This window comes from Aquimarina aggregata (genome assembly GCF_001632745.1).
Lineage (GTDB): Bacteria > Bacteroidota > Bacteroidia > Flavobacteriales > Flavobacteriaceae > Aquimarina > Aquimarina aggregata.
This window is the reverse complement of sequence record NZ_LQRT01000035.1, coordinates 569,921-583,471: the sequence shown is the minus strand read 5'-3', so window position 1 is coordinate 583,471 and position 13,551 is coordinate 569,921. Positions and strand designations below refer to the sequence as shown.

General features: G+C 34.6%; 8 protein-coding genes. 2 read left to right on the top strand and 6 right to left on the bottom strand.

The genetic code is table 11. The features are described from left to right. Nucleotides 1-20: 20 nt before the first annotated feature. From AWE51_RS20825 to aspS, 5 genes are all read right to left on the bottom strand, one after another. A complete protein-coding gene (locus tag AWE51_RS20825) occupies nucleotides 21-278 on the bottom strand; it encodes a hypothetical protein (protein WP_066317701.1) in 258 nt (85 codons plus the stop codon). A 25-nt stretch (nucleotides 279-303) separates the two neighbouring features. Further along, entirely contained in the window at nucleotides 304-2,088 is a 1,785-nt protein-coding gene (locus AWE51_RS20820; RefSeq protein ID WP_066317696.1) for a chloride channel protein, read from the bottom strand. A gap of 21 nt (nucleotides 2,089-2,109) precedes the next feature. Then, entirely contained in the window at nucleotides 2,110-2,943 is an 834-nt protein-coding gene (locus AWE51_RS20815) for a tetratricopeptide repeat protein (protein ID WP_066317694.1), read from the bottom strand. Next, the gene (locus AWE51_RS20810; protein ID WP_066317692.1) at nucleotides 2,915-3,460 is read right to left on the bottom strand and encodes a hypothetical protein; all 546 of its coding nucleotides are present in this window, start codon (nucleotides 3,458-3,460) and stop codon (nucleotides 2,915-2,917) included. Before AWE51_RS20810 ends, AWE51_RS20815 begins: the two co-directional genes overlap by 29 nt. Before the next feature lie 62 nt (nucleotides 3,461-3,522). Further along, on the bottom strand, nucleotides 3,523-5,271 hold the full coding sequence (gene aspS / locus AWE51_RS20805; protein WP_066317690.1) for an aspartate--tRNA ligase: 1,749 nt from the start codon (nucleotides 5,269-5,271) through the stop codon (nucleotides 3,523-3,525). 250 nt (nucleotides 5,272-5,521) lie between these two features. Here aspS and AWE51_RS20800 point away from each other — a divergent pair, with 250 nt between their 5' ends. Both AWE51_RS20800 and AWE51_RS20795 read left to right on the top strand, forming a co-directional pair. Then, nucleotides 5,522-8,500: a SusC/RagA family TonB-linked outer membrane protein gene (locus AWE51_RS20800; RefSeq protein ID WP_066317689.1), complete on the top strand. Its 2,979-nt coding sequence runs from the start codon at nucleotides 5,522-5,524 to the stop codon at nucleotides 8,498-8,500. Between the two features lie 19 nt (nucleotides 8,501-8,519). Further along, a complete protein-coding gene (locus AWE51_RS20795) occupies nucleotides 8,520-9,884 on the top strand; it encodes a RagB/SusD family nutrient uptake outer membrane protein (RefSeq protein ID WP_066317687.1) in 1,365 nt (454 codons plus the stop codon). A gap of 168 nt (nucleotides 9,885-10,052) precedes the next feature. Here the strand turns inward: AWE51_RS20795 and AWE51_RS20790 are convergent, their stop codons facing one another. Further along, entirely contained in the window at nucleotides 10,053-13,550 is a 3,498-nt protein-coding gene (locus AWE51_RS20790) for an efflux RND transporter permease subunit (RefSeq protein WP_066317680.1), read from the bottom strand. Nucleotide 13,551: the final 1 nt, after the last annotated feature.

Sequence of the window (13,551 nt, the reverse complement as noted above, 5' to 3'; positions counted from 1 at the left end):
AATGTGAATATTTTGATTTTTTAGTGCTTCAAATCCCCCTTTTTTTTGCCGTAATCCCGCATTTTTTTGAGGTTTTCTTCAGTTAGCATATAATCTTTTACTTTTTTGTTTTTCCATCTATGATAGATAAAAATTGGCATAAGAATAAATGACGCTCCCAAAATTCCTAAGCCTACCCACTTATCACCAGTAGGGTGATCTCCTGTGTTTTTAAAGTAATATCCTACAGCTACCATGATCACAACTGCTGCAAACAATATCTTAATAATGTATTTCATGAATCTATTCTATTTTGCACTAAAATCATTGTGTAAAAGTAATTAACTTTCTGCGATAGGAGGTAAGAAGTTTAGATTTAGAAATAAAACCAAAATATTTACCATCTTTAATAACAGGTAGGTTCCAGACTCCAGAATCTTGAAACTTTTGCATCACCATTTTTACATTGTCTTTTTCATATATAATTACGGTTGATGTTTCTGTCATCAAGTTTTCTACAGTTACTTTATGATACAAAGTGATGTCAAACATTATATCTCTAATATCGTCTAGAGAAACAATTCCTATAAGATGATCTAATTCATCTGTCACCGGAAATAAATTTCTATTAGATTTTGCAACGGCATCGCTTAATAATTGTTTTAATGTGTGATTTGATTTTGTGGGAACAAAGTTTGTTTCTATACAGTCTTCAAGGTTCATTAGTGTAAGCACAGTTTGGTCCTTGTCATGTGTAAGTAAATGCCCTTGTTCTGCTAGTTCTCTGGTATAAATATTATGCTCAATACTATTTTTAGAAATAATAAATGATATTGAGGTTGTTATCATCAGAGGTACAAATAATTCATAACTAGTGGTGATTTCGGCAATTAAAAATATAGAGGTTAGAGGCGCATGTAGTACACCGGCAATAAGACCAGCCATGCCTAGTAAGGTGAAATTTGCTTCAGAAACTTGAAATCCAATACCAAGATTGTTTATTACTTTAGAAACGACATTTCCTAGTGCGCTGCCCATTACCATAGTAGGGATAAATATTCCACCAGAACCACCTGCGGCAAAAGTGGCTGTCATGGCAATAGCTTTAAATATGGTTAGGCCTGTAAGTAAACCGATAATAATCCATATGTTTCCTGTCATATCATCAAAAGGTGTTTGCCCAAGGGCTGATAAATGATCTCCACGAAGTAGATTGTTTATGAAACCAAGACCTTCTCCATATAAAGGGGGTATGAAATAAAGCATTACACCAATTGCCAGTCCTCCAATTAATAGCTTATGTATTTTTTTTGAAAAACGATCAAAAAAGTGAAGAATTCCAAAATACATTTTAGTAAAATATATAGAAGCGATAGCTGTACCTACCCCGAGAATTATATAAAAAGGAGTATCGTAAATATCGAATTTTTCGGCTACATCAAATCTAAAGAGTACTTCATCTCCAAGAAAGAAATAAGAAGTTATGATTGCAGATACTGAAGCAAAAAGCAGAGGTAATAATGAAGTAAGGGTAAGATCTAAACTAAATACTTCTACAGCAAATACTAGTCCTGCCAAAGGGGATTTAAATACGGCGGATATAGCACCAGCTGCAGCACACCCAATTAATAAAAATCTAGTTTTAGTGTTTAGTTTAAAAAGGTTTCCGATATCAGAGCTTAATGTAGACCCTGATCCTATTGCCGGACCAAGTAGCCCTACCGAACCCCCAAAACCAACGGTTATGGGAGCCAAAATAAGTGGTAAATAACCACTAACTCGTTTGATAACCCCATTTTTTTTTGAAAGAGAATATAAAATTAAGGGGATAGCCGATTGAACTTCTTTTTTTACAATAAATTTGGTAAAAACATAAACAAGCAAAAGCCCAATAACAGGTATAATAAAATAAAAGGAAGTTTGCCATGAGATAATATCACTTTCTAAAACAACTTGGATTAAGTGTGTTATGTTTTTTAAAAGTAAAGAAACCAAACCAGCGGCAAAACCAACTATGATACTTAAAACAAGAATAAAATTCTTGTCAGAAATATTTCGATAGCGCCATTTTAAAAGCTTGTACAAAAATGTTTTTTTTGAAGCCGACATAAAATACTTTGTTGAATAAAGTTAACTATTTTCTAATTGATTTATTACTTCATTCAAATCTTGTATATAAATTTGATGTAATACTTCTATATAGTCTCGTGTGTGAAAATACCCTGCGTTAAAATCTTTAACAGCTTCTTGAATATGAAAGTTTGATTTATCCTTATTTCCTTCTTCAAGAAAACATTTTGCTAAATAGTAATGTGCATCAGCATAATGATTTGCAGAGTATTTTAATACCTTAAAGAAATCCTGTTTAGCAGTTGTTATATCTTGTTTTGTATATGCAATGATACCACGATATAAAAAAGCAGTTACATCGGCATAATCTTCGCCATAAGTTTTGGTTTGATCACGAATATAAGTATCAAAATACATTTTTGATTTGGTGTAATCTTTGAGTCCAAGATATGCAACACCTCTCATGTAATTTACACTTTGCCCTTGAGGATGATCATCAAAATTAGGAGTTAGAGCATCAGTAGCATCAAAGTCTATAATGGCGTTTTTATAATTTCTATAAAAGTATAGATAAAGATATCCTCTCCATCCTTGCCATTCTTTTGGATTAAGAGCTACTGCTTTATCAAATAGAGGTTTCCATTGGGTGGGCATTCCTCTTTTAAGATAAGGAACCGATAACTCCCTCCATGCATCAGCATTTTTAGGATCTAATTTAATCGCTTTTTCAATGGCTGTCATAGATTTTGGAAGCCCTTGAAAATTATGAACCACAGAGCTTCGCATAATTTTTTTTGATATAGCTTCTTTTTCTTCCTTGGTTTTTGTGGAATTACAAGCAATCATGAATACCAGTAAAACAAGCTTAAGGAAGTATTTCTGTGATCTCTCCATTTTCAATTTTATAAGATACATACATATAATAATCTACAGGTTCTTCCTTGTATTTGATAATGTTCCAGTTTTCAGATGCTGATGTTAATTCAAACAGATGCTTTACCATTTCAGGTTGAAGTTGTTTTTCTTGCATATCCATATTCATTTGGATGGTTTCGAACATACCCGTTTCTCCTGTACAATTAATAATAAACCTAAAATTAAGATATCCATAATCAGTGTATCCTTTATTTTGGTACTTAGATTTTATATTTTTATCAAACTCTTTTTTGTTAATGCGATAAGCGCGTTTTGGAGCGCCATGATGTGTGTATTTAGGTTTTTTTTCTTCGCATAATGTGAAACCATCTTTAGACACTGTTGTCTCAGGATCTAAATATCCAATATAGTGCGGGTATTTTTTGTTATCAGCAGGGTGTCTACCTATATAATAGTAGTATACTCCACCAATGGTAATTAGAATAACCAAAAATAATGAAATAACTATTAAAAGAAATATTTTTAAAATTTTCATTACTATTAAAGGTAATAAAAAATCCCGCTATTAGCGGGATTTAGATTTTAAATATTAGATGATTATAAATCAAGTTTTATATGTAACTCTTTGAGTTGTTCGGTATCTATATTCGCAGGTGAGTCTATCATAACATCGCGGCCGCTATTGTTTTTAGGGAATGCAATAAAATCACGTATAGTTTCTTGACCTCCTAGAATAGCAACTAATCTATCAAATCCAAAAGCAATTCCCCCATGTGGAGGAGCTCCATATTGAAAGGCATCCATTAAAAATCCAAATTGTTCCTTAGCTTCTTCAGGAGTAAAGCCTAAGTGATCAAACATTAAGGCTTGTGTTTCTGAATCATGAATACGAATAGATCCTCCACCAATTTCATTTCCGTTTAGTACTAAATCGTATGCATTGGCTCTTACATCACCAGGTTTAGAATCTAATAAAGGAATGTCTTCTGGTTTTGGAGATGTAAATGGATGATGCATAGCGTGGTATCTTTCTGTATCTTCATCCCATTCTAACAAAGGAAAATCTACAACCCACAAAGGAGCAAATTCTTCAGGGTTTCTTAGTCCAAGTCGTTCTGCCAATTCCATACGCAGTGCACTTAGTTGCGCTCGTACTTTATTTGTTTGGCCAGAAAGCACGCATATAAGGTCTCCAGGTTTAGCACCTGTTGTAGAAGCCCATTTGGCTAGATCATCTTGATCATAAAATTTGTCAACAGAAGACTTATATGTACCATCTTCATTACATTTTGCATAAACCATGCCTAATGCACCAACTTGAGGTCGTTTTACCCAATCAATAAGTTTATCAATTTCTTTTCTAGTATATGAGGCACCACCAGGTACAGCGATCCCCACGACAAGCTCGGCATCATTAAAAACTTTAAAATCTTTATGTTGCGCAAGTGTATTAAGCTCGCCAAATTTCATTCCGAACCTAATATCGGGTTTGTCATTACCATATGTGCGCATGGCTTCATCATATGTCATTCTTGGGAAATCAGCAATAGATACACCTTTAATTTCTTTTAATAAATGACGTGTGAGATTTTCAAATATACCTAAGATATCTTCTTGTTCTACAAAGGCCATTTCACAATCTATTTGTGTAAATTCTGGCTGTCTATCGGCTCTAAGATCTTCATCTCTAAAACACTTTACAATTTGAAAATATTTATCCATACCACCAACCATCAAAAGTTGTTTAAACGTTTGTGGTGATTGGGGTAATGCATAAAATTGTCCTTCGTTCATCCTTGATGGGACAACAAAGTCTCTTGCCCCTTCAGGAGTAGATTTAATCAAATAAGGAGTTTCTACTTCTACAAAACCTTCTGTAGATAGGTAGTTACGCACTAACATTGCTACTTGATGACGAAACAGTAAGCTGTTTTTTACAGGGTTACGACGAATATCAAGATAGCGGTATTTCATTCTGATATCTTCACCACCATCTGTATTGTCTTCAATGGTAAAAGGAGGTACAATGGCTTCATTAAGAATAGTTAATTCAGAAACCAAAATTTCAATATCTCCTGTTGGAATGTTAGGGTTTTTAGATTCACGCTCAATAACAGTTCCTTTTATTTGTATAACAAACTCTCTTCCAAGTGTTTTGGCTGTTTCAACTACTTCTTTTGGAGTACGGTCTTCATCAAATATAAGTTGGGTAATCCCATAACGATCTCTTAGGTCGACCCATATCATAAAACCTTTGTCTCTTGTCTTTTGAACCCAACCAGATAAGGTGATTTCTTTATTTACATCAGCGAGACGTAGGTCTCCACAGGAATGACTTCTGTACATAATAGTGTTATTAAGGCTGCAAAAATAAGAAAGTTTTAAGGTTAATAAGTAAGGATCATAAGAAAATACAACGAACAATAATTTGTTAAATATTAAACAACAGAATGAAAATTGTTAATAATACAAGTTTTTAAGAATTATCATATTTATTTTGTCGTTAAAGGCGGGTTTGGGCACGAACAATTGTTAGTTTTAACATTTATTTATGATTATCTTTTAATAGATTTAGGCATAATTTAAACAAATCATTATGAAAAAACAAACTCATTTTAGCAGAATGAAGATTCTGCTATTATTAATTTTTGTTCCGGCTATACTATTAGCTCAAGAGACTATTACTGGGAAAGTAGTCATCGAGGGGTCGGGAGTTGGAGCTTCTTTTATTAACGTTGTCGAAGATGGTACTAGCAACGGTACTGCAACCGATATTGATGGTAATTTTACACTTTCTGTAAGCAGTTTACCAGTAAATATTAAAGTTTTTGCCTTGGGATTTGCAGAAAAAGTAGTGTCTGTTTCTAGTACAGATGCTATTACAATAACAATCGCAGAATCTTCTGAAGCCTTAGACGAGGTAGTCGTAACAGGTCTGGCAACTTCTGTTAAAAGAAGTAATGCAGCAAATGCAGTAGCCTCTGTATCTGCAGAAGAGTTGGCTGGTCTAACACCACCACAAACTTTAGATGGAGCCTTAGCAGGTAAATTTGCTGGTGCTTTAATTACAAAGAGTTCAGGAGCACCAGGAGGTGGTATCGCTGTTAAATTAAGAGGTGTAACTTCGATCAATGGTAATTCACAACCACTTTATATCGTTGATGGGGTATACGTAAATAACAGTAGTATTGCTGCGGCTGGTTTAAATGCGGTCTCTGGAGCTGCTGGAGGCGGTAATGCGTCTAACCAAGATAATCCATCAAACAGGATTGCAGATATAAATCCAGATGATATCGAGAGTTTAGAAATCCTTAAAGGAGCTTCTGCTGCTGCAATTTATGGAGCAAGAGCAGCTGCTGGGGTAATTATTATTACCACAAAAAAAGGTAAAAGAGGTAAAACTAAAATATCGTTCTCTCAAGATGTTGGATTTAATACCATATTAAGAGCAAGAGGACAAAGAAATTTTACAGCAGCAACTGCAGAAGCATTGGGAGCTGGTAATGGTGCCTTATTTACTGCAGCGCAGAATAACGGAACTTTAGTTGATTTTGAAGATGAAATATATGGGGAAAAAGGATTCATTTCTAACACAAGTGTAAACATTTCTGGGGGATCAGAAAACACATTGTTTTATGCTGCATTTTCTAATAATGAAGAAGATGGTATCGTAAAAAACACAGGATATGATAGAAAATCTATACGTTTTAATCTTGATCACGACTTTTTTGATAAAAAAGCAAAATTATCGTTAACAACGAATTACATAAACTCAGAAGGTGATCGTGGATTTTTTAATAATGATAATACGGGTACAACTATTGGGGTAGCACTTTCTTCTACACCGCCATGGGCTCAGTTATCTCCAGATGCTAATGGTAATTATCCAGATAACCCTTTTGGTTCTTCGAATCCGTTACAAACTAGAGATTTAATTACAAACAGAGAAAACGTAAATAGATTTATAGTAGGTAGTTCACTTGATGTTAAACTTTACGAGAACGACAACTCTAATTTAAAGTTGGTTTTACGTGGAGGAGTTGATTACTATGAATTATTAACCACAGCTATTTTCCCTGAAATATTACAATTTCAAAAACCATCTAACGGTGGTTTAAACGGTCTTGTAGCAACAGGAACGACAGAAAATAAAGATGCTAACTATTCAGCTTTTTTAGTACATAACTATACCACTAGTAATGATCTTAGTTTTACTACGCAAGCAGGGCTTACAAAGCAAACATTTTCTAGAAATACAATACGTAATACAACCTCAGATTTAATTGCATCTCAAACAAACTTGGATCAAGGAGCGAATGTTAGTGTTACTCAATTTAGACAAGAACAAGAAGATCAAGGATTTTTTGTGCAAGAAGAATTGAATTATCAAGATAAAATTATTGGTACGCTTGGTATAAGAGGAGATAAATCAAATAACAACGGTGATGCAAATGAGTTATTTTACTATCCTAAAGCTTCTGCAGCTGTGAATTTACACAGTTTTGATTTTTGGAATATCGATGCTGTAAATCAGTTTAAAATAAGAGCTGCATATGGTGAAGCGGGTAACTTTGCACCAAACGGAGCTTTGTTTACGGCATATACAAATTCATTAATTGACGGTAATGTTGGTATTGTAGTACCAGCAACACTTGGAGATCCTGATATTACTCCAGAAAGACAGAAAGAATTTGAAGTAGGTTTTGATGCAAGTTTCTTAGAAAGTAGAATAAGTTTAGAATTTTCTTACTATAATAAAACAGTTGATGATCTTATTTTACAAGCTAATACAGAACCGTCTTCTGGTTTTGGTACTAGATTTGCAAATGCAGGTAACCTTGAGAATCGAGGTGTTGAAATCGCGTTAAATGCAACTATTGTAGAAAAAGAAGATTTTAACTGGAGTTCTAATTTGATTTTCTTTACGAATGAATCTGAAATCACAAAACTTGATGTTGCACCATTTAACCTTGGTGGATTTGGAGCTGGTCTAGGTACTTTTAGAATAGAAGAAGGAAAAAGTGCTACGCAAATCGTAGGTAATGATGCAAATGGTAATTTGGTTGAACTTGGTGATTCTGCACCGGATTTTCAAATGACTTGGAGTAATAATATAAGTTTTAAAGACTTTACATTATCATTCTTATGGCATTGGAAACAAGGCGGTGATAATATTAATTTGACGAACTTATTAACTGATTTTGGAGGAACAAGTCCAGATTATGATGATTTTGATGTTGACCCTGCAGGAGCAACTTCAAATGGACCATTTAGAATCGGTGCATTTAGAGCAGGAAACGCAACACCGTTTGTTGAAGATGCATCATATTTAAGATTAAGAGAAATAGGTTTATATTATAATCTACCTAGTAAGTTGCGTGAGCAAGTTTTCGGAAAATATGTATCGAATCTTAAAATTGGTTTTTCAGGAAATAACTTAATTAACGTATTTGATTATAATAGTTATGACCCTGAGGTTTCTAACTTTGGTTCTAATGGGCTATCTACAGGAGTTGAGGTAACACCATTCCCTTCTTCAAAGAGATATTTATTTCACCTAGCTGTTGACTTTTAAATAAAAAAATTATAAGAAAATGAAGAAACTAAAAAATATAGTACTATTAGGTTTGTTTTCGTTAGCAGTGATTTCTTGCGAAGTCGAAGATGGACAAAACTTAAACGGACCAACAACTGATACTGCTTCAGGGGATTTGTCTAGAGCAGAATTAATACAAACGATGGCAGGTGCTCTTGCCGATATGAGAGGAAGATTAGGAACTCAAATAGATGCCAATGCTGTTGCTGGTAGAGAATACTGGAGATTCCAGAGTTCTGACCCAAGGTGGACAGCAGATTTGTTAACAGGTACTTTAGATAACAATACCTTTTATACAACAGGGCCTTTTGCTGCGAGATACTCAACAGTAAAAGATATAAATATAATCTTAGGAGGACTTGAAAATTCATCTGCTGATTTTTCGGATGCTGAAAAAGCTGCGACAAGAGGTTTTGCTAATACGATCAAGGCTCATGAATTATTGATGGTTTTAAATCAACAATTCCAAAATGGAATACGTTTAGATGTTAATGATCCTAATAATTTAGGCCCTTTTGTAAGTTATGATGCTGCTTTGACAGCTATTTTTGATATGCTAACTTCTGCGGCTACAGATTTGTCAAATGGTGGTGCGGCTTTTCCTTTTACAGTGCCCTCAGGGTTTGATGGGTTGAAGGCAGATGCTGCTGGAGCAATAACACCAGCTGACTTTGCAACATTTACTAATGGTTTAGCGGCTAGAGTAGAGGCTTATAGAGGTAACTATGCTTCTGTAAACACTTTATTAGGTAATTCGTTTATGGATATGGCAGGAGATCTTACTACAGGTGCATATTTTACTTTTTCCTTAACGGGAGCAGATATCGCAAACCCTTTATTCTTTGCTAAAAACTCTACAGTAGCAAATGCAAGAATAGCACATCCTTCTTTTATTGCTGATGCTGAAGCAGGTGATACAAGGTTAGGAAAAGTAGTACTAAGGGAAACTGAAAATGCAGATACTGGAATGATGGAAGCTAATCCATTAACTTCAGATGGGTTAACAGGTACGCATGATGTATTTATTTATGATAGTAATGTAGCTTCTGTGGCTATTATGCGAAATGAAGAGTTAATCTTACTTTCTGCAGAAGCAAATCATATTTCTGACCCTGTTGCAGCTGTTGCAGCTATTGATGTGATCAGAACAGCTGCTGGATTACCAGCATATTCTGGAGGAACAACGCCAGCAGATCTAGTTACAGAAATTTTAAATCAGAGAAGGTATTCTTTATATGCCGAAGGTGGACATAGATGGATTGACTTAAGAAGGTTTGATAGAATAAGTGATCTAGAACCGTTAGACAGAACTGGAGATGGTACTTTTGTACAATTTCCTATACCTGCAAATGAGAATCAATAAATAATGATTTGATATATTTAAGGAAACCCTCGAGTAATCGAGGGTTTTTTTATGCTTAGATAAAACTGCTTAAGATTAGTTCATTACATCATGAGATAAGAAAACTGAAATAAAACAAAAAACGCCTTGCAGTATACAAGACGTTTTTCTAATCAATTTTACAAAATACTAAACGGTTGCAGGGGTTACAGGAACTTCTACAACTTTCTTTTTACTAAATCTTACTTTTACCCGATTTACGATAAAGAATAAGCATGGTACTATAATTAATGTAAGGAACGTAGCTATGATTAGTCCGTAAATTACGGTCCATGCCAATGGCCCCCAGAAAATAACATTATCTCCTCCTAAGTATATTTTAGGATCACCTGTACTAAATAAGGAAAAGAAATCTAAATTAAATCCAATTGCTAATGGTATGAGTCCTAGCACTGTTGTAATCGCAGTTAGTAATACAGGTCTTAAACGAGCTTTACCTCCTTTAATAATGATATTCATCACCTCTTCATTAGGTAGTAATTCTTTTTCAGGAACATTAAGCTCTACTTTTTTACGGTCAATTAATAACTGAGTATAGTCTAATAAAACTACCCCATTATTTACGACAATACCAGCAAGAGATATAATCCCCATCATGGTCATCATAATAACAAAAGAAGCTCCAGTGATTAAAATACCTCCAAAAACGCCTATGAAACTTAAGAAGATAGCGATCATAATAATGGTAGGTTTAGAAATAGAACTAAATTGGAAGATAAGGATCAGCATAATAAGTCCTAGCCCAGAGAAAAATGCACCCATTAAGAAGGCCATTTGTTTACCTTGCTCCTCAATTTGTCCAGTATAATCAATTTTCACACCTCTTGGTAATTCAGAAAAGCTTGCCATTTCTGTTTGAATTTGTGATACAATGGCACCTGCATCTGTAAACCCTGGCTGCAAACCTGAATATACAGTTACCACTCTCTTAGCATCCCTGTGCTTAATGGCACTAAAAGAGGAAGTGTTTTTTTGTGATGCTACAGCCGATACAGGGATTTCTTTTAACCTACCTGTGGCTTGATCTCTGAAAGTTATATTTTGATTAAATAGTGCACTGGTATTGTATCTGTTATCTTCATTAAAGCGCACATATATATCATAATCCTCACCATCTTTTTTATACACACCGGCTTTTTCACCAAAAATAGAACGACGTAATTGATTACCAACCTGTCCAGCGGCAACACCGAGTTCTCCAGCTTTTTCTCGATCAACCATAACTTGCATTGCCGGTTTTCCTTTATTCACATCGATTTTTAGTTCTTCGATACCAGGGATATTTTTTTCGTTGATAAAGTTTCGCATTTGTTCTGCGATGTTAATCAAATCATTATAATCAGGTCCCTCAATTTCTATGTTAATAGGATATCCAGCCGGAGGTCCAACAGGGTCTTTTTCTACAGAAATTGCTACACCAGGATAAATTCCTTTAAGATTTTCCTGTACTTTTTGACGCAATACTTCAGAATCTTTTCCTTTGCGATACTTAAACTCACGCATAGTAGCGGTAATTTTAGAACGATGTGGCATTTCTGCATTACTACCACCATCAGTTTGTGGGTTTCCAGCACCTTCTCCTACTTGTGATACCGCAGATTCTACTAAGAAATTTCGATTTTGTCCTTCAACATATTCTGAGTCATTTACAACAGTGTATACGCGTTGTTCAATTTCTTTAGTGATCGCATTGGTTTTTTCGATATCGGTTCCTTGCGGGTATTCTACATAAACAACAATCTGATTAGGTTTGTTATCCGGGAAGAATTCTATTTTAGTTCGTTGACTTCCAACAGAAGCTCCAAACATGGCAAATACAATAAAAAGTAAAACAAAGGTTCCGAAAGTAAACATGTACGCTCGCCATCCCTTTAATGCAAAAGCCAAGAAACGTTGGTATCTATTTTCTAACCAAGCCAGAATTCTTTTTTGAAAGAAATTGGCAGCACCTTTAAGGACATATTTATAGATCCAGAACATAATAGCTGTAAAGATCATAAGTGTTCCTAAAGCTCTTACTTGTCCTCCTACCAGTAAAATAAAGATTCCTAAACCGCCTAGAATAATACTTAGACGAATTAATTGTTTTACGGTTAGTACTTTTTCACCAACTTCCATAAATTGAGATACCAACATAGAGTTAATAAAAATTGCTACAAAAAGAGATGACCCTAATACAACTGATAAAGTAATTGGGAAGTAAATCATAAATTGCCCCATTACTCCCGGCCACATTCCTAGAGGTATAAAAGCAGCTACAGTGGTTAAAGTTGATATAATAATAGGAAAAGCGATCTCACCAATTCCTTTTTTGGCAGCTTCAATACGAGACATGCCTTCTTCTTCCATTAATCGATATACGTTCTCAACAACAACGATACCATTATCAACAAGCATTCCTAGTCCCATAATTAAGGCGAACAAAATCATTGTATTCATCGTATATCCCAAAAGAGATAAGATCATAAATGACATGAACATAGACATTGGGATGGCAAATCCAACAAAAAGTGCATTTCTAAACCCTAAGAAAAACATTAATACTCCAACCACTAATATGATTCCGAAAATAATGTTGTTTACAAGGTCGCTTACTTGATTTTCAGTTTTTTCTGATTGGTCATTAGCAACAGTGATTTTTAGATCTTTTGGGAATACATTTTCTTTGGCATCTTCAATAATAACATTAATTTTTTCTACCGCTTCGATCATGTTTTTTCCTGAACGTTTTTTAACATCCAGCATAACCACGCTTTGGCCGTATTCTCTTGCATAGGTCGTTTTGTCCTCTTCTTTAAACGTTACTTTTGCGATATCTCTTAAGTATACGGCACCATCTTGAGATTTAACAACGAATCCGTCTAATTGAGATGGTCTTTCGATTTCACCTAAAATTCTAATAGTTCTTCTTTGTCCGCTTGAAATCATGTTTCCTGCAGACATTGTCATATTACCGTTTCTTATGGTATTAATAACATCATCAAAACTTACCTTGGCAGCCATCATTTTATAGATGTCGACAGCTACTTCTACTTCTTTTTCCTGAGCACCACGAATGTCTGCTTTTTTAATCTCTTCAAGGTCGCCTATTTCATCTTCTAGATACTCTGCATATTCTTTTAACTTCTCTACAGGGTAATCTCCTGTGATGTTAATGTTCATAATAGGAGTCTCTTCAGAAATACTTAAGTCAAAAACATTTGGTTCTACTTTGGCCCCATTAAAGGTCGGCCAATCTTCATTTGCCTTTTCAGAATCTACTTCGTCTTTTACCTTTTGCTTCGCTTCTGCAACCGTAAGTTCTTCTTCAAACTCAACAGTGATGATTGCATAATCCTCTTGTGAAGTAGAAAGCGTTTCTACAACGTTACTTACGTTTTTTAGTTTATCTTCTAAAGGATCTACAATTAATCGTTCAATATCTTCGGCAGTGTTTCCTGGATAAGGCACACTGATATAAATTTTGGTTTCATTGATTTCTGGAAAATTTTCTCTAGGCATAGAAAAATATGCCGACAATCCTAAAACCAAGAAGATACCAATCATGACATAAATTGTCGTCGGATTGTTAATCGCCCAAGACGATATCTTAAATTCTTTATCTACTTTTTTCTTGTTGACTTGCATA